Origin of the sequence: Chthonomonas sp., from assembly GCA_016788115.1 — a bacterium.
In the GTDB taxonomy this organism is placed as follows: domain Bacteria; phylum Armatimonadota; class Fimbriimonadia; order Fimbriimonadales; family Fimbriimonadaceae; genus UBA2391.
Window position 1 is genome coordinate 437,063 of record JAEURR010000003.1, and the last position, 22,072, is coordinate 459,134.

20 protein-coding genes are annotated in these 22,072 nt (G+C 61.3%); 5 read left to right on the forward strand and 15 right to left on the reverse strand.

Annotated elements, in window-relative coordinates; translation table 11 throughout:
- Positions 1-18: 18 nt before the first annotated feature.
- From JNM85_02255 to JNM85_02270, 4 genes are all read left to right on the forward strand, one after another.
- Positions 19-1,026 (forward strand): M28 family peptidase, encoded by a 1,008-nt coding sequence (locus tag JNM85_02255; protein MBL8086877.1) that lies wholly within the window; start codon positions 19-21, stop codon positions 1,024-1,026.
- A gap of 11 nt (positions 1,027-1,037) precedes the next feature.
- Positions 1,038-3,782: a phosphoenolpyruvate carboxylase gene (locus JNM85_02260; GenBank protein MBL8086878.1), complete on the forward strand. Its 2,745-nt coding sequence runs from the start codon at positions 1,038-1,040 to the stop codon at positions 3,780-3,782.
- A 21-nt stretch (positions 3,783-3,803) separates the two neighbouring features.
- Positions 3,804-4,388 carry a septum formation protein Maf gene (gene maf / locus JNM85_02265; GenBank protein MBL8086879.1) on the forward strand — a complete coding sequence of 195 codons (585 nt, stop codon included), beginning with the start codon at positions 3,804-3,806 and terminating at the stop codon, positions 4,386-4,388.
- 265 nt (positions 4,389-4,653) lie between these two features.
- Positions 4,654-5,634 (forward strand): PEP-CTERM sorting domain-containing protein, encoded by a 981-nt coding sequence (locus tag JNM85_02270; GenBank protein MBL8086880.1) that lies wholly within the window; start codon positions 4,654-4,656, stop codon positions 5,632-5,634.
- Between the two features lie 129 nt (positions 5,635-5,763).
- Here the strand turns inward: JNM85_02270 and JNM85_02275 are convergent, their stop codons facing one another.
- Complete coding sequence (locus JNM85_02275) at positions 5,764-6,942, reverse strand: thiolase family protein (GenBank protein MBL8086881.1); 1,179 nt, start codon at positions 6,940-6,942, stop codon at positions 5,764-5,766.
- Positions 6,943-7,009: 67 nt separating this feature from the next.
- Between JNM85_02275 and JNM85_02280 the strand changes: the two genes are divergently transcribed.
- Entirely contained in the window at positions 7,010-8,023 is a 1,014-nt protein-coding gene (locus tag JNM85_02280) for an ROK family protein (GenBank protein ID MBL8086882.1), read from the forward strand.
- Here JNM85_02280 and JNM85_02285 read toward each other — a convergent pair.
- The 14 genes from JNM85_02285 to JNM85_02350 all read right to left on the reverse strand — a co-directional run bounded on the left by JNM85_02285 (position 8,020) and on the right by JNM85_02350 (position 22,061).
- Positions 8,020-8,556 (reverse strand): hypothetical protein, encoded by a 537-nt coding sequence (locus JNM85_02285; protein MBL8086883.1) that lies wholly within the window; start codon positions 8,554-8,556, stop codon positions 8,020-8,022. The two genes, JNM85_02280 and JNM85_02285, sit on opposite strands and share 4 nt — an antisense overlap.
- Entirely contained in the window at positions 8,553-8,756 is a 204-nt protein-coding gene (csrA, locus tag JNM85_02290; protein MBL8086884.1) for a carbon storage regulator CsrA, read from the reverse strand. Before csrA ends, JNM85_02285 begins: the two co-directional genes overlap by 4 nt.
- Before the next feature lie 48 nt (positions 8,757-8,804).
- Positions 8,805-9,272, reverse strand: coding sequence for a flagellar assembly protein FliW (locus JNM85_02295; protein ID MBL8086885.1), 468 nt, complete (start codon positions 9,270-9,272; stop codon positions 8,805-8,807).
- Positions 9,273-10,157 (reverse strand): flagellar hook-associated protein FlgL, encoded by an 885-nt coding sequence (flgL, locus tag JNM85_02300; protein MBL8086886.1) that lies wholly within the window; start codon positions 10,155-10,157, stop codon positions 9,273-9,275. It abuts the gene before it with no gap.
- 18 nt (positions 10,158-10,175) lie between these two features.
- Positions 10,176-11,585 carry a flagellar hook-associated protein FlgK gene (gene flgK, locus JNM85_02305; protein ID MBL8086887.1) on the reverse strand — a complete coding sequence of 470 codons (1,410 nt, stop codon included), beginning with the start codon at positions 11,583-11,585 and terminating at the stop codon, positions 10,176-10,178.
- A gap of 1 nt (position 11,586) precedes the next feature.
- A complete protein-coding gene (gene flgN / locus JNM85_02310; GenBank protein MBL8086888.1) occupies positions 11,587-12,063 on the reverse strand; it encodes a flagellar export chaperone FlgN in 477 nt (158 codons plus the stop codon).
- Positions 12,060-12,557, reverse strand: a complete 498-nt coding sequence (locus JNM85_02315) for a hypothetical protein (GenBank protein MBL8086889.1) — start codon at positions 12,555-12,557, stop codon at positions 12,060-12,062. Before JNM85_02315 ends, flgN begins: the two co-directional genes overlap by 4 nt.
- Positions 12,554-13,747, reverse strand: a complete 1,194-nt coding sequence (locus JNM85_02320; protein ID MBL8086890.1) for a flagellar basal body P-ring protein FlgI — start codon at positions 13,745-13,747, stop codon at positions 12,554-12,556. The genes JNM85_02315 and JNM85_02320 overlap by 4 nt, the downstream gene beginning before the upstream one ends.
- A 174-nt stretch (positions 13,748-13,921) precedes the next feature.
- Positions 13,922-14,533 (reverse strand): flagellar basal body L-ring protein FlgH, encoded by a 612-nt coding sequence (locus JNM85_02325; GenBank protein ID MBL8086891.1) that lies wholly within the window; start codon positions 14,531-14,533, stop codon positions 13,922-13,924.
- Positions 14,530-15,726 (reverse strand): hypothetical protein, encoded by a 1,197-nt coding sequence (locus tag JNM85_02330; protein MBL8086892.1) that lies wholly within the window; start codon positions 15,724-15,726, stop codon positions 14,530-14,532. Before JNM85_02330 ends, JNM85_02325 begins: the two co-directional genes overlap by 4 nt.
- A 3-nt stretch (positions 15,727-15,729) precedes the next feature.
- Positions 15,730-16,518: a flagellar basal-body rod protein FlgG gene (flgG, locus tag JNM85_02335; protein MBL8086893.1), complete on the reverse strand. Its 789-nt coding sequence runs from the start codon at positions 16,516-16,518 to the stop codon at positions 15,730-15,732.
- 112 nt (positions 16,519-16,630) lie between these two features.
- Positions 16,631-17,407 carry a flagellar hook-basal body protein gene (locus tag JNM85_02340; protein ID MBL8086894.1) on the reverse strand — a complete coding sequence of 259 codons (777 nt, stop codon included), beginning with the start codon at positions 17,405-17,407 and terminating at the stop codon, positions 16,631-16,633.
- A 101-nt stretch (positions 17,408-17,508) separates the two neighbouring features.
- On the reverse strand, positions 17,509-20,070 hold the full coding sequence (mutS, locus tag JNM85_02345) for a DNA mismatch repair protein MutS (GenBank protein MBL8086895.1): 2,562 nt from the start codon (positions 20,068-20,070) through the stop codon (positions 17,509-17,511).
- Between the two features lie 38 nt (positions 20,071-20,108).
- Entirely contained in the window at positions 20,109-22,061 is a 1,953-nt protein-coding gene (locus JNM85_02350; protein ID MBL8086896.1) for an arginine--tRNA ligase, read from the reverse strand.
- Positions 22,062-22,072: the final 11 nt, after the last annotated feature.

Genomic DNA, 22,072 nt, shown 5'->3' on the forward strand with positions numbered 1-22,072 from the left:
ATGGTGTAACCTGCGCCGATGCACACTCACCGTCTGAACGGTCTTCTCGCACTACTCGCGATCGCAGCCGCAGCGCACGCCTCGTATGGCAAGCCCGAACTGATCCGAGCGGAGAACCTGAAGACGGATTTGGAGTTCATCGCCGACGACCTGCTGGAAGGGCGGGGAACTCCATCACGCGGGCTTGACCTGGCGGCGCTGTATCTGCGCTCCCAACTCAAGCACATGGGAGCAATCCCTGCAGGAGATCTCGGGACGTTCTACCAATCGTTTCGCGTCGAGCGGCGTGGCATTGGGGGGCGTACCCAGAACATCGTAGCCATCATCCCGGGGCGCGACCCCGTTCTGAAGAATGAGTACGTCGCGATCAGCGCGCACTACGACCACCTTGGATTGGCAAAAACCGGGCTCGATACTGTGTTCAACGGCGCCGACGACGACGGCTCAGGCACAACCTCGGTGCTGAGCATCGCCCGCGCGTTTGCCATGGGACCACGCCCGAAGCGGTCCATTTTGATCATCTGGCACGCTGGCGAAGAGCGCGGGCTGCTCGGGGCGAAGCACTTCACATCGAACCCCACCGTGCCCCTGGACAAAATAGTCGGCTTGCTGAACATCGACATGATTGGCCGCAGTCGACCGGCAGGCGACGCAAACCCCAAGAACGCCAAGCTCTCTGGACCCGACGAGATCTACGTGGTGGGCTCGCGCGAGATCAGTAAAGAGTTCGGGGACATCGTCGAGAAAGTGAACCGCAAGACGACCAAGCTGAAGTACAACTACTACTACGACCTGCCCGAAAAGCCTGAGGGGATCGCGCACCGTAGCGATCACTGGGAGTATCTGAAGCGGAACGTCCCCATCGCCTTCTGGTTCGATGGCGTGCATGAGGACTACCACATGGTCACGGACGAGATCGGCAAGATCGACTTCGCCAAGATGGAGCGAGTCGCGCGGGCAGTGTACGCCACGGCGTGGACTTTTGCCGAAGCTCCCAAGCGTCCCAAGCTTGATGCGACTCGGTAGACTGGCAAGCGATGAACCCCGGCGTCTTCGCGCTTGACCCGGCGGCGTTCGGCCTCTCTGCGGGCCTGAGCGAAGACATCCAACGGATCGATGCTTTGCTGGGAGAAGTCCTTGCCGAACAGGAGTCTCCCGAGTTTCCCGTGCGGATGCGGGCCCTCATGGAGCTCGCCAGGTCAAACGACGCCGAGCGATTGCGGGCCGAGTGCGAGCAAGACCCCTACTTTGTTGGCAAGGTGGCGCGGGCACTCACGCTCCTGTTCCAGCTGATCAACAGCCTGGAACAGAAGGAGATCGTACGGGTCAACCGTGAGCGCAGACGACAAGAAACCGCCCGGCCCGACACGCTGCGCGGCACGCTCACGGCGCTGAAAGCAAGCGGCATGGAGTGGGCCGAGGTTCAGGCGCTTTTGGCCCGGCTTCATCTGGAGCCGACGCTCACCGCGCACCCGACCGAGGCACGCCGAAGAGCCATTCTGGATAAGGTTCAGGACATTGTCGTCACGATGGCCACGCCGGACGAGTCGAGTCTGCTCCGACCTCTAGATGACCCCGGACGCGACGCCGCCCTCAAGGAGCTGCTCGTGCAACTGTGGCTCACCGAGGAGATGCGAGCCCGCGATCTGACGGTTCAAGAGGAGGTGGAGAACGTGATCTACTTCCTGGAGCGAACCATCTACGACGTCGTCGCTTGGCTGCACGAGGATCTGACCCGCTCGGCGCGCGATGTGTATGGCGAGGCGCTCGCTCTGACCGCGCCACTCATCACCTACCGTTCGTGGGTCGGCGGCGATCGCGACGGCAACCCCAAGGTGACCGCCGACGTCACTTGGCAAGCGGTCCTCGCCTATCGCCGTGCGACGCTCAACACGCTCGCCCAGCGATGCGACCTCGCCAGCCACGCACTGACCTTCAGCGAAGAGTCCGTCCCCGTTGGGAGCGCGTTTCGGGAGCGATTGGAGCGGTCGGTTCGGCTTGCGGAGATCAACTCGGCTGTCGCTGGCAAGTTCGCCCGCGAACCTTACGCCCTGATCCTCGCGTGCATCGCGCAGCGTCTGCGCGCGACCGTCGCCACCATGGACGGAAGTGATTTGGTAGGCCAACCGTACGCCAGCGAGACCGAGTTCACCGATGACTTGGAGTGGTTGCACACGACCCTCGTCGGCCGCCCGGGGGTGCCGATCCAGCCGCTCGAACAACTCATCGCCCGGGCACGAGCGTTCGGATTCCACGGCGTCACCCTGGATCTGCGGCAGCACAGTGGCCAGCACGAGATTGCCGTCACTGAACTGCTGGAGGCGGCGGGGGTGACCATGCCCGAGATGCGCTACTCGGCGATGAGCGAGGGCGATAAAGTAGCAGTCATATACAGAGAACTTGCAAGTAACCGGCCGCTCGTGAGCCCGACATGGACCGGCTCGCCGATTTGCGAAGAGGTCCGGGCGACGATGCGCGTCGCCAAGCGAGCGCGCGATGCTTTTGGCAAAGCGTGCATTCGCACGACGATCACCAGCATGACCCACAAGCTCAGCGACTGGCTCGAGCCTGTGCTTCTGGCGAAGGAGGCCGGGCTGGAACCATGGGGCAAGGACGCCCTGGAGTACGTGCCGCTCTTCGAGACCGTGACCGACCTGGAGCAGGCACCGGAAGTGCTCAGTCAGTGGCTGGAGCTCCCGGAAGTGCAGGCTCACCTCGCTGAGCAGGGCAAGAGTCAGGAAGTGATGCTGGGATACAGCGACAGCAGCAAGGACGGCGGCTACTTGGCGGCCAATTGGGCGCTTTATGCGGCGCAAGAGGCGCTGAGTGCGGTGGGCACGAGCCATGGGATCGCCATTCGGTTCTTCCACGGTCGAGGAGGCACCGTTGGGCGCGGAGGCGGTCGAGCAAGCCAGGCGATTGCAAGTCAACCGCCCGGTGCGTTCACGGGAGCGATCCGCTTTACCGAACAAGGCGAGATCATCTCGTTCCGGTACGGTCTTCCCACCCTCGCTCAGCGCCACTTGGAGCAGATCATTGCCGCGAGTCTGCGTACGCTCGCCCACCCGGGCGTCGCCCCCAAGCCAGAATTCGTCCGGACGATGGAGCGACTCGCCCGCACCTCCGCGGACGCTTACCGCGAACTCATCTTCGAGACTCCGTCGTTTTGGGCATTTTATCTGCAGGCCACGCCGATCCGGCATATCTCCCGCTTGCCCATCGCGAGCCGGCCAGTCGGGCGGCGCAGCGGCCAACTGACGGGATTGGACGATCTGCGGGCAATCCCATGGAACTTCGCCTGGGTGCAGTCCCGATACGGGGTCGTGGGTTGGTACGGCATCGGTTCCGCACTGGCACTAGCGGACGATTCGGAGCGTGCCATCGCGCGCGAGATGGCAAACGAGTGGCCGTTCTTCCGGACGGTGATGGAGAACGCTCAGCTTGAACTCGCTCGGGCCCATTCCCCCACGGCAAAGCGATACGGGGCGCGGGCCAAAAGGATGAGGGCCGATGGGTCGCTGCACTCCACTCTGATGAGCGAACTCGACCGCACGACTGCCGCAGTCCTGGCAACGGTCGGGCAGGAGGAGTTGCTCACGGGTGCGCGGACGGTCCGCCAAACGATCGACTTCCGCAACCCCCTCGTCGAGCCATTGAACGCATTGCAGGTCGCACTCATGGACCTGTACGATGCCGCAAACGGCGAGCCACCTCGGGACGTCTCGACCGCGCTCATGCAGACCCTGGCGGGGATCGCCGCCGCCATGCAAAGCACAGGCTAAACCGCTGGTAACCTGCGGGGAATGGCTTTGCGATTGAAGTACCCCGTGATCCTCGCTTCGGCTTCACCGCGACGCCAAGAGCTGCTCAAGCGACTCATCCCCGAGTTTGCGGTCGTGCCTGCCGAAGTGGACGAGGAAGCACACACCCACGAGGACCCTTACGTCACCGCCCAAGGTCTCGCGCGACGCAAGGCGTTCGAGGTGTTTGAGAGGCATCCGAACTCGCTCGTCATCGGAGGAGATACGGTCGTGGCTTTCGAGGAAGCCGGGTCCTGGACCCAGCTGGCCAAGCCAACCGACGTGGACGATGCAGTGCGGATGCTCACGTTGCTCGCGGGGCGCACGCATTTGGTGGTGACGGGGATGGCGCTGCGATGGCCCCGGGGCATGCACGCTTTCACGGCTGCAAGTAACGTGACCTTCCGCCCGCTGAACGACGCAGAGATTCGTGCGTATGTCGCCACAGGCGAACCCATGGACAAGGCTGGCGCGTACGGAATCCAAGGGATGGCGAAAGGGTTCCTCGAACGCCTGGAGGGTTCGGTCGACACTGTCATCGGGATGCCAATCGAGCCTCTTGAGGAGGCGCTCAAGGACGTGAAGTGACTCAGGACGGCCGTCCTGATTTCCGAAACCTCGTGATGCCACCGTTTCGCGTCATTCGCTTGATCATGCCAGGGTCGACCCAGCAAATGTGTCGTACAATTAGATGCTCGCGACCGCAGGTCTAACCGTCACTTTAGGGTGCTTCGGTTAAGTCGTGAGCGCCTGCCAGGGACGCCGCTTGACATGTACTGCTTCGTAGGACGAACCCAGTAACAGGAAAGCGAAAATGAATACTATACTCAGAGCGTTTGAGTGCACACGGTGTGTGAGACTCGCCGCTACAAAGGGCAGCTCCAGTACTCGACTCATCGTGGCAGGTGTGCTCAGCTACTTCGCCACACCAGCACTTGCCGTTGACATCCAGGGCACGATGTCCAACTTTGATGTCTTCAACGAGTCCGGCCAAAATGTTTATGGCGCAGAAATCGATCTCGAAGGCGTTCATGCGAACGAGGTCAACAAGACCTATCCTAGCCATTTCAACGAGATGACCAAATCCGAGTACTCCACGGGTAGCACCTTTGGGACTCACATCACCTTCAAGGGCTACAACTTCGATCCCAGTGGCTACATGATCACCCGGGTCGGTCAGTCCACCAACGGTCACTTTGCGGTCAACCTCCCCGGTTGCGAACACTTTGGATTCTCTGTCGGCCGTCAGCCGACCAATACGAGGTTCTTCTGGCTCAACCAGCAGTACGCACAAATCGGAAACAAGCCGCTGTCCATACCAAACGCCAATTGGACTTACGTGCCACCCGCGGGCGGTGCCGCCGCGCTAGTACAGGCCCAGGTGGCGCCGCCGCCTCCCGAAGTACCCGAGTCGATGCTACCGGATTCGATCTGGATGAAAGTCTATGTGCGGGAGATGGATCGGCCGGTTGACTTGGGTGAGTTGATCTCGGGCCCTGGCACGATTGTTCCGCAGGACACCCCCGAGATTGAATGGTCGCTTCTCGAGGGCGGAGTACCCGAGGTGGACGAAATCTCCATTGCCGATGCGACGCAAAGCGTCGTCCGGCGCTATGAGTACTTCCAGTACACGGGCGGCTACGATCCAACGGACCACGCACCGCTCTCAAACTGGAACCATGCAGGTCCGCCGCCCGATGGTGAACTGGGGCAATTCGTCGCCGCCAATATGGTCGCTGCGAATCTTGCCGTTCCCGAGCCGAGTTCGTTGCTCGCGATGGCGAGTGGCCTGGTTGGGATCGGTTGGCTAGCGCGTCGGAGAAACTTGCGGTAACTAACTCAATCAATCATTGCTGATCGACCGTGGCCGCATGTTCCTGAACTGGAACATGCGGCCCAGCCACAAGAGTACAACCGAATCGACCTTTGATTGCGATCGACGAGTGCCGTGGGCGGCGCTAGATCAGAGCGCTTCGATCAGGACGGCCGTGGCTTCGCCGCCGCCGATACACGGAGTGGCGACCGCATAGCGTCCGCCGCGTCTTCGTAGCTCGTGCATCGCCGTCAGGACCAACCGCGCGCCAGTCATGCCAATCGGGTGTCCAATTGCGACCGCACCGCCGTTCACGTTCAGCTTATCCGCAGGGATGCCAACTTTCTGAGCGACGACCATCGCTACGACAGAGAACGCCTCGTTCACTTCGAAGAGGTCGATATCGCCGACGGTGAGGCCGTGCTTCTCGAGCAGCTTTGAGATCGCGAAAGCGGGTGCAGTGGTGAACCACTCCGGCTCTTGGGCGTGCTGCGCATAGCCCACCACACGGGCGAGCGGCTTCAGCCCCTTCGAGGCGGCGTAGCCCGCACTCGTGACGACGAGTGCGCCACCACCATCGTTGATGGAACTCGCATTCCCGGCGGTCGTCACGCCCTCTTTGCCAAAGGCAGGGCGAAGCTCGGGCAGCTTGGCAATGTTGCCTCGGCCCGGTTCCTCGTCAGTGCTGACGACCACCGGGTCGCCTTTGCGCTGTGGCACGCTGACGGGAACAATCTCTGTGGCCAAACGACCCTCTGCTTGGGCCGCGAGTGCGCGTCGGTACGACTCACCTGCGAACGCGTCGAGCACTTCGCGCGAGAACCCAAATTCGGCCGAAGTCTTGTCGCCGCAATTGCCCATGTGGACGTTGTGGTACGGATCCCATAGTCCATCGTGAATCATCAGATCGAGCGCCGTCGCGTTCCCCATCCGGAATCCGCCACGCCCCGCCGGAAGTGCGTAGGGTGCGTTGGTCATGCTCTCGAATCCACCCGCGACGACGACGTTCGCATCCCCGAGCCGGATCGCTTGCGCGGCCATCATGATGGCCTTCATGCCACTGCCGCACACCTTGTTCAGGGTCGTGCAAGGGACGGAGTTCGGCACGCCTGCGCCGAGCGCGGCCTGTCGAGCGGGCGCCTGACCCAGCCCACCGGTGAGCACGCAGCCCATCAACACTTCGTCCACGTCGGTGGCGTTCACTCCAGCAGCTTCGAGCGCCCCGCGGATCGCGACGCTTCCGAGCTGTGGTCCGCTGAAGCTCGAGAGCGCTCCCTGAAACGATCCAATGGGTGTACGCACCCCGCTCAAAATCACAACTTCATTCATAGGTTAGGTCCCCTTTGTCCTATCGCCCATTATGGCAGGCAGGACTTTGCCATACTTGACCCGGAGCATGCACACGTACATCGGTATCGATCTTGGCGGCACGAATGTCCGGGCCCAGGCGCTGACTCCGCTGGGCGAACCGGCGGGTGAACGATTTGAGAATCCGAGCCATGCGCAAGAAGGCTCCGAAGCGATCTTGGACGCCGTCGCCAAGACAATCCTGCAGGCGGCAGGCTCGGCCAACGCACCAGTGAAGGCAGTGGGGCTCGCCATTGCGGGCCATGTCGATGACGCTGCGGGAATCGTGCGCTGGGCACCCAACTTCGGGATCATGGTCAACGGAGTTTTCCACTATTGGGAGGACGTCCCCGTCCGCGAGCCGCTCGAAGCGCGCACTGGCTACCGCATCCACATGGGCAACGATGCCAACCTGGCCGCGCTCGCTGAGTACAAGTACGGTACTGGCCGGAACGAAGCCAAGTGCCTCGTCATGCTTACCATCGGAACGGGCATCGGCGGTGGCGTGGTGCTTTCGCCCGCCAGTGTGCAAGGGCGAGCAAGTTCACCACTCGTGCTGCTCGGCGGGAACCAGGGTGGCGGCGAGCTTGGGCATGTCGTGGTGCAGCAGGGTGGCCTCGACTGTACGGCGGGTTCGTATGGCGCGCTGGAGGCGTACTGCCAGCGAGACAGCATCATCCGCCGCGCGACGAACAAGCTTCGGCGCGGGCGCACTTCGATCGTTCGAGACCTGGTGAAGGACGATCTAAGCAAGGTTACGCCAAGAGTCTTGACTGAAGCGTGCAATCAGGGGGACGCGGTCGCGCTTGAGACTTACCAAGAAGTCGGCACCTATCTTGGCACCGGGATCGGCAGTTTCATCAACGTCTTCGCGCCCGACTACGTGGCGATCGGTGGACAGATTTCCAAGGCCGGGGAGTACCTGCTCGGCCCAGCCAGAGCCGCGGCACAGGCAGTCGCCATCCCGTCGCTGTTCAAGTTCGTGACGATCCAGGCGGCTCAGCTCATTGACGACGCGGGGATTCTGGGCGGAGCGGCGCTCGCGGTCGAGAAAGAAGCCTAGCTTCGTCGCGCAGCGGCGTTGTGGCGCGCGAGGATGAGCGCAAAGACCAAGACTGTGACGACCCAGGCGAAGAGCGCATAGGTCGGATTCAGCCATACACCGCTGAGGTCTCGGGCCTCGGGGGCCGGTCCAAATCCGATAGGTATCAGTCCAAAGGCGGCGACGCGCGCGGACACCGTGCAGCCGATCGCCAACGTCGCAGGAAGGAGGGCGTCTAGCAACGGACGGTTCGGTCCGAAACCGCGCTTCGATTCGTACGTGCCCGGCACCAGCTCCGGCGCGATGAGCGCAAGCGCAATCAGCAGCGCCGCCGCGAGGGCACCCGGATACCACAGTGTGAGGATCGAGTACGGGTGTTGGTAGCGAAGCCAAACTTCGCTGACGGCCACGATCGCCGCGAGACCCCAGAGCCACAAGGCGGCGAGGAGCGCAGCGCGTACGAGCCGGTGACCCGTGCGGCGTAGTTTGCGCGCGCGAGCCTTGAGGCCTGGTCGGCCACCCATGGAGGCGAGACGTGTGGAGACCCGCTTCAAGGAATATCTTCGGGCTGGACTTCAGACGCGGCGCGATTTTCGTCCTGAATCTGCTCGAAGATCTCCTTGCGGTGGACGGGGACGTTCTTCGGTGCGCGGATACCCAGACGCACTTGCTCGCCACGGACTTCTAACACGACCACCTCGATCTCTTCGTTGATGACGATGCTTTGGTTTACTTTGCGAGTTAGAACAAGCATGGCGCGGCGCCCTCCATGGCTACCGTCCCGACCGAATGCAGGGCAACTCTAGGCCGCTGCACCCTCCGGTTGGTTGGCCGAACGACTCGGAGTGTACTTGATGGAGTACACAGAATCGTCAAGAACAAATTGCTTCGCAAGACGCGAGTCTGCGTTGATCACAATGGGTCCTGCCAGATTCAATGTCATCTCCTCGGGCTTACCCTTCGGGACGTTCACGATAGTATAGACGAGTTGAGCCGATTCCGCGGTCAATTCGATCACCATGGCTTCGCGATCGTCAATCTCGGGTGCGTAGTCCGCGATGTACGTGCACGGGTCGACGACGAGAAACGCGACGGCGGCCTCGTCGAGCGATTGCAGCCATCGAAAGGGCGAACCGGGCTTGTGCTCGATCACCACATAGCGATGCGAGTCGGGAAAGCCGAGGATCCCCTCGGGCATGGACACGACGTCGCCCGAGGAGACCTCGATGACGCCAAAACGGGTTGTGGATGCCTGTTGTGTAGTGCTCATTTATCGAATGAAGTCCATCAAACTCAGCCGCTCCGCCATGGCCGAGCTCTGGAGCGCGGCCTGATAGACGGTTTGGGCAAGCTGATAATCGGTGATCGCTTGGGCCATGTCGACATCTTCGACATCGCTGATTCTCTTGGTCAGATCATCAATCCTGCGATCGTGGCGTTGACTTTGCTCCTGCACATATTGGAGGCGAGAGCCTACGACTCCACGCTCCGACTTGACGGCATCCATGCTTAATTGGAGGTTTGCGATATCCTGCCCACTCAAGAGCGAGATATTCCCTCCCGTCAAACTGTTTCTAAGCCCTTCGAGGGCGGTGTAAGCGGTCAGCATCATGGAGTTGCTCGGCGTATTCACGTCAAGCGTCTCTCCGGGGCCGATCTCCACTTTCACAAATCCAGAGTCCCCGTTGTAAACCAGCGAACCCGCCGCGGTCGTGAACGGCTTCGTGTCACTCATCGTCCCGGCAAAGATGTATTGGCCTGAGGCTCCGCGGGTGTTGCCAAGCTCCAGCAGCTTCGTTTGAAGCGCCTCAACCTGCTTGGCCATGGTGTTGCGGGCGACCTGGTCAGTGGCGCTGCTCGCACCTTGAATGGCCAGGCTGTAACCCTGCTTCAGGAGGTCGTGAATATCCCCCAGTGCCGCTTCAGAAAACTTAAGGTAGTCGTTGGCGTTCGAGAGGTTCTTCTTGTACTGCTCGGTCGCCGCTTTGAGACTCGTGGAACGCATGACAAAGCTCGCACCGGCGGGGTCATTCTTCACCAAGTCCGGTCGTTTTCCAGACGTAACGGCGTCCTGAGCCACCGCCATTCGGCCATAGGCCTGATGGATCCTGCTCAGATAGCTATCGTATTGGTAGCGCGTGCTCAGTCGTTCCATGAGGGGTCAAAACCTCGATTACCTTCTTAGCATTCCAAGTAAATCTTCGGTTACTTGGTCAAAGATCGTCAGGACTTTCGCGGCGGCCTGGTAGCTGCGCTGGAACCGAAGCATGTTCGACATCTCTTCGTCCAAGTTCACACCGCTCACACTTTGCTGCTGCTCCGTGATCTGCGAGATCAGCGCGTCCTGTGTGCCCGCCGCGTTGTCGTAGTAGTTCGATTCACTACCCAACCGAGAGATCGAGTCCTTATGGAAGGTCTTGATCGAGCGGTTGCCCAGTGCGGCGATGGACAAATCGCGCAAGGCACTCAGGCTCCGGGCCAAACCGGTATCGCCCGCGACGTAAGTGGGCGTGCCCGAGACCACCGTTCCAGCACCCGCGACGATCTCCTGATAGTCGGATTCGACCGCGAGACTCAGGTTGAAATCGATCGCGCCGGTTTGCGGACCCGAAGCAACATCGTTGAAGAACTGGACATTGGTGTTCCCGTAGGAGTTGATGCCCGACGTGTGGATCGCGTTGACTTGCGTGCGCAGCGTGTTTGCCAACTGGTCGAGCGAACCGATTTCGCGATTGATCGTCTGCGCCGTCTGCATCAGCCCAGCGAGCTTGCCGCCGCGGATGGTGATCGGTACTGTCCAACCCGTAAGCGTGCCGTTGACCGAATCCACGTTCGCGGGCAGCGCGTTTGCGCCGGTATTGTCCACAAGCGTGAACTGCGAGACCACGACGTTCACCGTTCCGTCGTTCAGCGGCACGGTGGAGATGTTCACGAGTTCGCTTAGATCGCGGATCGCCTGGTCACGTCGGTCGGCAAGATCGTTCGGCGTTCCGCCGGTTGCCACCTGTTCGCGAATCTGAGTGTTGAGTGATGCGATCGACTCGGCAATGTTGTTGACCTGGTTGACCAGCGCCTGCATTTCCGAAGTGTTGTTCGCGGAGTAGCCCGTAAGCTGTTCGTACGTGCCGCGGATACGGCTCGCGAGCAGTTTGCCCGATTGTTGAACGGCCATCCGGTTCGCCGATTCGGACGGGTTGCTCGATAGCGCGCTCCAAGAGTCGAAGAACTTGTCGAGGGCGGCGCCGATCCCATCCGAGCCCGGCTCGTGCATGACGCCGAGCACGCCTTCGATCCCTTGAGCGATCGTGGAGAACTGGTTGCTGGACGACAAGCCCGCTTGGAGACGCCCTTCGAGGAAGAGGTCACGCACGCGGTTGATCGATCCGACCTGAACCCCGGTTCCCAGCGACCGGGCACCGTTCTGCCAATACGTAACGGGGTCGGTCGTCGCAAGATCGACCACCTGCCGCGTATAGCCGCGCGTGTTCGCATTGGCAATGTTGTGACCGGTGACGTCCAACGACCGTTGGAACGCACGCAATGCACGCGACGCCAGCTCTATGCCATGAAATGGACTCGGCATCTTAGGCCACCTGGTCGACAAGGACCGCCGGGGCCGTCGAGGGGCCACCGTACTTGGCGTTTTGCTCCTGGGCCGACTTGGCAATGAGCGCGAGCGTGCCGTTCACATAGGTCATCTCGTTCTCGATGAGCTTTCGGTTCTTTGAGATCGAGGTTTCCAGGCTCGCTGCGGCGGCTCGGACTCGATTGGCCAGTGACTGAACTTGCTGCGCTTCGGCTTGACTCAGCGCTCCCACCAGGCTTCGAAGAGTGGGATCGACTCCCAGCTCGTCGGCCAGCTTTCGGGCGGAAACCGCAGCTTGCTCATCGATCTCGCGCATGCGGGTTAGCATGCTGTCGAGTTCGGCTTGGATCCGCTCGACTGCGCCGACATCGCGGCTGACGAGCGCGCGGGTCTGCTCGCGCAAGTTCCCCATGAGCCGTTCAGAGGTGCCCAACCAGTCCCACCATTGGGTCTGTAAGTGTCTTGATTTCATCATTGTTTCTCTCCCGTTGTCGGGGTTTTCGGTCGGTTCACGGCCTCTTGGCCGAGATAAACATTTGAAAGCTGTTGGAAGAGCTCTCGGGAAAGACCCAGCAGACTCTTCGAAGCGATCTCTTCGCTGAAGTTCTCGCGGTACATGTCCTTGGCCATGTCACCCAGTGGCCCGGCGTCGGACTGCTGCTTGAGCGCTTTATCCATCGACTCGAGCATCTTCTTGACGAGGACTGCCTCCAGCTTCTCGGTCGAATCGCGCAGCTTGCCCAGCTCCGTGATCTGGTGCGCGCTCAGATCCGAGAGGCGAAGCGGCGGAAGCCCAGCGGCATCCGAAGCCCACATCACCGGGTTCTTGGCTCCCGCTTCGTACTGCTTCTCCAGCTCGGCGAGCTTGTCACCGAAAGCGTGCTTCACTTGGCTCGCCACCGCTTGGATGGCGCGGCGCTCAACGGGAGCAAGGGCACGTCCTGCTGCGGTCATGATGTCAGTCGTCATTGGATCTTCAACCTCGCTTTGAGTGCGCCTTGGCTCTTGAGGGCCTGCAGGATCGAAATCACGTCTTGCGCGCTCACATCCAGGGCGTCGAAGAGTCGAGCCAAGTCGGAGAGCGTCGCGAACGGCGGGATCTCACCGGACCGTGCACGATCCTCCTCAATCTGAATGTCGTACTCACTATCCAGCACCGTCTCGCCCTTGCTCAGTGCAGCGGGCTGGCTGATGACCGCATAGCGGGCGACGCTCACACGGAGGTTTCCGCGGGTAATCAGCGCGGGGCCAATCTTCACGTTGCCACCGACGATGATGGTGCCGGTGCGCTCGTCCACAAGGACCAGCGCGGGAATATCGGCGTACACGCTCGTCCCCTCGATGAGCGCCATAGTTTGCACCGGGCTTGCGTCCTTGGGAAGTGTGATCTCGATGGTGCCGCCGTCGATGGCACGCGGAAGGTAACCGGGGAACTTTTCGTCGAGGGCCTGCGAGAGACGGTTTGCGGTTGTGAGGTCTGGGTCGTCCAACTCAAGGTAAAGCTGGTTACCAAAGACCATCTGGTAGGGGACCACGCGCTCGACAATGCCCCCGCCCGGGACCTTGCCCGCGTTCACGTGGTTCTTGTAGACCTGAGCGCCGCCTGCACCTACATTCATGCCGCCAACGCTAACCGCGCCCTGGGCCACCGCCATCGCTTTGGTCTCATCGCCTTGACCGTACAGCGGGGTTTGGAGCAGCGTGCCACCCTTGAGACTAGTAGCGTCACCGATGCTCTGAACCGTCACGTCGATCCGGTTGCCGGGAGTCGCGAACGGCGGAAGCTCGGCGATGATCGCCACCGCCGCCACGTTCTTCGGCTGGATCTGAGTAGGGTCAATGAGCGTTCCAAATCGCTTGAGCGCATTGGCGAGCAGCGTCTGAGTAAAGGGCGTCTTTTTCGTGTCGCCGGTACTCTCGAGGCCCACGACCAAGCCGTAGCCCATGAGCTGATTGCTCCGGACGCCGCGAAATCGAGCGATGTCTTTGACGCGGACTTCAATGCCGTTCCGCTCCACCTGCTCGGCGCTAATGACTTCGCGCGGCCGCGTTGGTCCGGCAGGCTTAACTCCCGGCGAATTCGGCTGGGCCACTGACTTCTGCGCGACGCAGACGCTAGCAGCTACTGCCATGCAAAGACAAAGGATAAGTTTCTTCATGCGGGTTTCTTCCAAAAAATTGAGAGCCACTGAGGGTCGATGCAAGGGGACCAGGCACGGTACACCACGTCGTCCGGCTTGCCGGTGGCGGGAACCCGAACCTTGTCAAACTTCGGGCGCCGCCGCGAGCGGCATGCGAGTTCTATTGCGCGTCTACGTGAATCCATAGCCACCTCAGAAAAGCCAATCCAGCAACCGAGTAACGAGCCCACGGCGTTGCCGCTCGTGGATGGCTCCCTTGCCCTCCATGCGGATGTCGGCCTCGGCGATGAGCTCACTGCGGACCGTGTTGTTCGCCATCACATCGTCGCGCCGGATGACACCCGAGAGCTTGAAGGTCTGGATTTCCTTGTTCACGACTAGCGAGCGGGTCGCCTCAACGATTAAGTTGCCGTTCGGAAGCACCTCACGCACCACACCGGTGAGCTTGGCGGTCAGCTTGCTATTCTGGGTCGTCGTCCCGCCGCCGGTGTTGGAACTCTGATCACTCGAGACTTGCGGACCGATGATCCGGGTCAAGAAATCCTTGAACAGGTTCAGGCTCACACGGTTGTTGTCCTGCTTATTCAGGTTCGTATTGGCGGTGAAGTTGGCGACGCTCGTCTCGCTGATGATGATCGTGATGACATCGCCGACCGAACGCGCCGTGCGATCGACAAAGGCGTTGCCCTTCGAATCGCTCCACAGCGAACCGGTCGCTTCGATGGTCGTGTTCTTATCGATAACTTGCGCGTGGCTCAGCGACAGGAGCCCAATGGCCAACATCCAAAAATTTAGCTTCTTCATGCTTTCACCTCAACGGAGTCGGGACCAGACTGAGTCCCGGTAAGCTTCTTGCCCCCGGTCAGGGTCACTTCAACGGGTTCACCGGGCTTGCCTACCCGGGACACCCGGCCGCTCACTTCGATGGCGGCATTGCCCGCCAAGACCAGAACTTTCACATTCATGCCAACCCGCAAGGGATCCGGCACGCCGCTGCGCAAGAGCGCGATCGTTCGTCGGTTCACGACTGCGCCCTCGACGAGCACTGCCACCGTGACCCGGAAGCCTTGAGCATTGGGTGTCGCGTCTTCGACACGCAACGACCGTTCGCCGATAGGAACAGTCAGGCTCCCCTGGCCGCGATCAAGTTTGAGCGTGCCGTAGCGGCCAAACTTCTCTTCCAGCGCCTGAACCGCCGTCGCCTCGAAGTCGGCATCGGTCACGATCTGCCCCGCGCGGGTCACCGTCGCATTCTCGGGCAGGCCGATGCGGACACGATTCAGATCAATCCCCGCTCCACGCAACCGGGCGTTGATGCGCGCGAGATCCAGCCGGCGCAACACACCCACGGCAGGGGTGTCGCCAATCTCGATCGTCTGCAACATCTGGATAAGCTTGCTATCGCCCTTCAGCACCGCGATCTGTCCGAGCGTGAAGTAGTCGGTTTGCACTTGACTCTGTCGCCGAATTCCGATCCCGACCCCCGAGGTCGGAGGGACCGGGACGGCAACCGATTCTGCATTCGCCAGGGGCTCTTTGACCACTGGCTCTCGTTTCAGGGTTGCGGATGGCTGGGGCTGAGGCTTTGACGCGGCGAGCACGGCGGCCTTCCCTTCGCCAAATCGGATGACGCCTGTCGTCCCTTCGCCTGGGTTTGCCAAGCTGGGGCGGTCCGGCGACGCATAAAAGCCGCTCGGCTGCTGCGACGGTTGGCTCGCGAAGACGCCGAGGACGATCTGGCCAAGCTTCGCGCCGTGCGCAGACACCGTTCCGTCGAGGCCTATCTCGAGTTGGCTCACGTCGCCCGAGTAGCTGATTGCAGGCAAGAACGTCGCGCCGCCTTCCAGGGCGAGCTTGCCGGCAGAGACCGTCAGCGAGCCCGAGCGAGCGAAGACGACTCGACCCTCTCGCACGAGGCGCAAATATCCTTCGCCATCGACTCGGATCTGCGAGTTTGCGTTCGCGGCTAGAAGCAATGAAAGTGTACAAAGGGTCATGAATTACCTCTTGAGCTGGTTCAGGACCGAGAGCATGTCGTCGGCGGTTTGGATGGCCTTCGAGTTGATTTCGTAGGCGCGCTGCGCCAAGATCATGCGGACCATTTCTTCGACGACCTGTACGTTCGAACCCTCAAGGTGCTGACTTTGGATGGTTCCAGAACCACCTTGTCCAGGTTCCGTTTCTTGCGGATCGCCGCTGGCACCACCTGCTTGGAAGAGGTTCTGTCCAATACGGGTCAAACCTGCGGGGTTGGAGAACAGCGTGATCCGAACGTTTCCTAGCTGCGTGGGCTGCGACGATCCGGGAAGGATCGCGGACACGATGCCGGCGGAAGAAATCGTAATCGCCTGGGCACCCGTGGGAACCGTGATGTTCGGGACGAGAGGGTAGCCGTCATTGTTAACGAGCAGTCCCGCAGAGTCCATCTTGAACGCACCATCACGCGTGTACGCCAGCGTGCCGTCAGGACGTTCGACGCCGAAGAAGCCTTCGCCAACGATGGCCATGTCGATCGGATTGCCCGTCGATTGGAGAGCGCCCTGCTTAAACGACGATGCCGTCGCGGCCAGACGTGCACCAAGGCCGACCTGGATCGGCTCGGGGAGCGCCACGTTACCAAAGTTCTGCGCACCCGACGCACGCGTCGTTTGGTACATCAAGTCCATGAACTGCGCCAACTGCGATTTGAAAGCGGTCGTGTTCACGTTCGCCAGGTTGTTGGCGATGACGTCTAGGTTATTCTGCTGGGCGATCATTCCTGTGCCCGCGGTGGTCAAAGAACGCATCATAAGCGGCGGTATCTCCTGTTTTCTGCGCGTCGTGCGCGTGCTTGTCCGCCGTCCTGGCCTGGTATCGCCCGTGCCCTCTTGGCAATCGGGGTGGTGATCAAATCAAAGTGGTTTACGTGCCTCGGAGGACCTCCAAGAGGCGTCCGTTGTTTTCGTCCTGCGTTGTGATTGCCTTCTGCGCGAGTTCAAAGGCGCGGCTCACGGTGATCATCTGGATCATCGTTTCGACCGTGTTGACATTGCTCCCTTCGAGCGCTCGCTGCTGGACGCGGCCTGCTTCAAATGGCTCGACCTCACGCCCTTCGTATAGATTCGAGCCGAGTTTGGTGAAATCGCCACGGAAGAGACCAATCTGCGCATTTGCCCCATTCCCGTCAATGAGCGGGCCGACGTTACCCTTCTCGTCGATCGTCGCAGGACGCGTCGGATCGAGATAGATCGGTTGAAGGTTCTGGTCCAACACCGGGTACTGAGAGTTCAAAGGAGGTTGGGAGCGAGTGACGAGCATGCCGCCCTCGCCGTACTGAAACGCCCCGTCGCGAGTGTAAACGACCTGCGGCTCGGACTCGCCGGGCCGCGCCGGAAGCTGAACTGCGAAGAGACCTTCGTCCGTGATGATGGCGACGTCGAGCGGATTGTCGGTGGTGGATAGTGTCCCCACCGTCCATGCGGTGTACATCTTGGTTGCGGTGGGACCCGCGCCAAGAGTGCCTACCCGCTCTCCCGCGCCCCCATTCGAATTGAGCGATCGCTCCATCCAATCGTGGAACACGATGCCATCACGCTTGAAGCCGACCGTGTTGACGTTCGCCAAGTTATTGGAAACCACGTCGAGCCATTGCTGACTCGCCATCATTCCGCTTGCTGCACCGTAAATTCCTCGGTTCATCCCACCATCGTTATTGGCGGGTACGTCCAGAGCGTTACCCTCCGAATCTCGCAATCAACTCTAGGTTTGGGGATTCTGAACCTGGAAATGTGGAATATGGGTCAGTTTTTGAGGCTTGATTTCCAGCCATCGAGGAGCTGCATCGCCTGCAATGGAGTCAGTTGATTGAGATCCAGATCGCGTAACTGTCGCACCACCTCGGGCTCCTCTTGCTCGAACAGCGTGAGCTGCACCCGGTTCTGGATGGGGGCGACCGCACGGGGCGCCTCTTGTGTTTGCTCCAACTCCGCAAGGATCGCGGTGGCGCGGCTGAGCACCCAGCTGGGCATCCCGGCCGCGCGCGCCACGTGGATGCCGTAACTGCGGTCGGTGCCCCCGGGGAGCACCTTGTGTGTCCAGAGGATTTGGTCGCCCACCTCCTGCACTCCCACGCGGGAATTGTGGATCGAATCGATCTGGTCGGCCAGCACGTTAAGCTGATGGTAGTGGGTGGCGAAGAGGACCTTTGCGCCTTGCTCGGATAACCGTTCGATCATCGCCCAGGCGATCGCAAGCCCATCATACGTGCTCGTTCCCCGCCCGACCTCGTCGAGCACCACCAAGGATCGTGAAGTCGCGTGGTTGAGTATGTATGCACTCTCCAGCATCTCAACCATAAACGTAGACTGACCCAAAGCGAGTTCATCCTTTGCCCCAATTCGCGCGAAAATTGCATCGCAGACTCCTAACTTCGCCGATTTTGCGGGCACAAAACTGCCCATCTGTGCAAGAATTGCGATCAATGCGTTTTGCCGAAGAAACGTGGATTTGCCGCTCATGTTCGGGCCCGTGAGCACCATCATGCGCATACCTCCCGGTGTGCCCGGCGGTAGCACGGTGAGGTCGTTGGGCACGAACTGGGTGCCAGAATCCTCGACCACGGGGTGCCGCCCGCCCTCGATCACGATCGAGTCTTCTTCGTGCATGACCGGGCGAACATAGTCACGTCGCACGGCAACCTCGGCCAGATTGCTCAGCACGTCGACTTCGGCGACCGCGCGCGCGGTACGGAGGATGCTGCCGCTGTGTCCGGCGACATCCATGCGCAAGTGGTGGAAGATCTCGCTCTCAAGCGCGACGGCCTTTTCGCTAGCCCCCAGCACGCTGCTCTCGTGCTCCTTCAGCTCGGCGGTGATGTACCGCTCAGCGTTCGCGGTGGTTTGCTTGCGAATGTAGTGCGCGGGGACCTTCTCGCTATCCCTCTTGGACACTTCCAAGTAGTAGCCGAATACCGAGTTGTAACCGACTTTCAGGCCCGTTATTCCGGTTGCCGCCTTCTCCTGCGCCTCAAGTTTGGCGATGTACTCCCTGCCTTGCTTCCCTGCGCCGCGCAAACGGTCCAGTTCCAGGTCGTACCCATCACGGATAACTCCGCCGTCGCGAAGCGTTAGAGGTGGCTCCGCGATGAGCGCTTGGCCGAGCTTGAGGGCAAGCTCGCGGTGGTCCTGCATCTGCGCAGTCAACTCGGCGATGCGTCCAAATGCTACGGGTTCCAAATAATCTTGCAATTGGGGTAATTGGCTCAGAGACGCCGCGATCGCACCCAAATCTCGCGGCGATGCCAACCCCGTGGAGCATCGCGAGATGAGCCGTTCCAAGTCAGCAACGCGCCGCAGGGCGTCGCGCAGGTCGGCTCGGGCGATCGGCTGCGTCACCCACGTTTCGACCGCACCGTGACGCATTCGTATGGTATCCAATTGAAGCACGGGCTGTTCGACCCAACGACGCAAAAGGCGCGAACCCATCGCCGTCACCGTCTGATCGACGACCGACAGGAGCGTATTGCGGCGGGAGCCGTCGGACAGGTTGTGGGTCAGCTCCAACGAACGGCGCGTCGCGGGATCGATGCTGAGAAAGTCGTCGACCGCGTAGGTCGCGAGCGTGTCCACGTGGGCCAGATCGAGCTTGTTCGCCTCGGCGTAGGACAAGATCATCGACGCGGCCACCACCGCGCTGGGCTTCTCTTCACAACCGAATCCGCGCAGGCTTCCGACTCCCAGTCGTTGAAGCACGGCCCGTTCGGCCCGGTCCTCCCGAGGGGCGTCCAGTTCGCTCATGGCAACGCCGAGCCCAACCTTCGCTGACTCTCCAATCTCCGCCGCATCGGAATTCACCAACAGTTCGCGCGGTCGGATTCGCGCGAGCTCCTGAAGCAACCGGTCCGTCCACTGCTCGCCCTCGAGCTCGGTGACCAGAAACTCCCCCGTTGAGGGGTCCAACGTTGCAAGTCCCGCTCGACCGCCCCTGACACAGATCGCTGCGAGGAAGTTGTTCTGCCCCGAGGCGAGCATGGAGTCGTCCATGAGCGTGCCCGGGGTCAGAACCCGAGTGACCGCGCGGCGCACCAAGCCCTTCGCCGCCTTGGGGTCCTCCACTTGGTCGCAGAGCGCCACTTTGTGTCCGGATTGGACAAGCATGGCGAGATACTTCTCGACAGAATGGAACGGAACACCGGCCATCGAGACACGGCCGTTAGAGCCGTCCTCGCGTCCGGTCAGCGTGATGGAGAGGGTGGCCGCGGCGGTCTCAGCGTCTTCACCATAGAACTCATAGAAGTCCCCCACCCGCATGGCCAAGAGCACACCCGGATGCTCGGCCTTGTGCGCGAAATACTGGCGCAGCATGGGGGTTTGAGCACGCACCCACAGATGATACTCGCCGACTAGGCGCCCGATTCTGCGCGCGACATCCGTTCCGGCGCCGAGACCCCTAGGAGCGCGAGCGCCCCACGAAGCGCGGCGCGGGTCGCCTCGCACAACGCCAGCCGCGCCGAGCTGATCGCTGGCTCTTCGACCTGTACCACGCGGCAAGTGTCGTAGAACGAGTGGTACGCCCGGGCAAGCGCGATGGAGTAAGTCGCCAAGCGGTGCACGCCGTGGTCCGCGGCGCAACGCTGCACCTCGCCGGGCAAGTCGACAATCTTCTTGATGAGGTCAAGCTCTCGGGGGTGGGCCAACAGCCGCAGATGCTCGGGGCTCGCCGCCAACCCAGCCTCCTCCCCCTTGGCGATGACACTACTGATCCTGGCGTGGGCGTATTGGACGTAGAACACTGGGTTCTCGTCGCTCTGTCGCTCCGCCAAGTCAAGGTCGAAATCGAACGTCGTATCGTGGGAGCGAAGAAGGTAGAAGAACCGTGCGACGTCTTTGCCCGCCTCGCGCTGTTCGTCCTTGGATCCGGTCGGACGCACGTTCGTGCCGATCTCGCGCATCAGGTCGGAGAGCGCATAGATGTTGCCGTCGCGCTTGCGCATGGGAGCGGGTTTGCCGTCCTTCAGGAATCGGACGAGCTGGTAGATCTGCACTTCTAGCTTCTGGCGAGCCAGATCCAGCGCGGCTCCGCAGCGAACTCGCTGTGCTGAGCTCTCGAAGAGCTGAGCCTCCGCCTCGGTCAACTCCGTTTCTAACGCATCTCCCTCGGGGACCAACCCTTCGGCGAGCAGAAGCGCGGCGAGGACAGCCTGCAGGCGACCGATGTACCCGTGGTGGTCGGGGCCGAGAACCGTGATCAGCCTGTCGGCATTGGGGGGGCGATTGAACTTGTCCCAGTGGTAAGCGACGTCGCTGGAGATGTAGGTGAGACGTCCATCTTGGCGACGCAGAACGCGGTCCATGTCGTCACCGAAGCGGGTGGACCGAAGCCAAAGGGTCGGGCTGGCCGCGGGTTCCGCCCCATTTGCAGCATTCCCTTCGTCATCGACAAGACCGACCTGAGCTTCTCGCTCGACTTCGGCGATGACTCCGCCCTTGGCCAGCTTCAGTTTTGAGCGCACGGGCTGATCGTCGGCCACGCCTCCCGCGACCAAGCGATCGATCTCGGTGGCGACCGCTCCGCTGTCATGGAGCGACTGCTCGGAAAACCAGCAGTCGAACTCGACACCGAAGTCGGTGAGCGCCTCTCGCTGCGCATGCAGCATCTGCGCTTGGGACTGCTGCTGCCACCAGCCGATGTCATCGGGGTTGTCCGGGGCAGCGAGGGCTTTGCCCACCGCCTCCACGTAGTCCCCCTTGTAACCGCCATCAGGGAACTCGGCACCGACCACGCCGTTGGCGACCTGAGCGAAGTAGCGAACGCTCGCAGCAAAGAGCCGCATCTGCTCGCTGTTCACGCCGTCGTTGATGTAGTACTCGCGGTGGACGGTGTTGCCCGCCGCGGCCAATACGTTGCAAAGCGCGCTCCCATACGCCGCGCCGCGACCCGAGCCGATGGTAATCGGACCGTTCGGGTTCACGGATACAAACTCGACGTTGATCCTCTGGCCGGATCCTGCGAGTGATCGGTAGAAAGATTCCGGAGCATCCAGCACCGGGGCCAAGCTCGAAGCGATAACCCATGGCTGGAGTCGAAAGTTCAGGAATCCCGGGCCTGCGACCTCGATCGCTTCAAAGACCTCGCCGTCCTCCATCGCTCTGGCAAGCATGTGCGCAAACTCTGGCGGGGTCAGGCCCAACTTCTTGGCGAGCGCGAGCGCAATGTTGCAAGCGTAGTCACCGTGTTCAGGGCTTCTGGGCTCAGAGATCTCCACCGACTGCACGTCGACGGTAGGGATCTCGCCCTCCGCCGACAGGGCTGAGAGCGCGGCCACGACTTTCTCGGAAATGAAGCTGCGAATCAAAGTACCGTTGG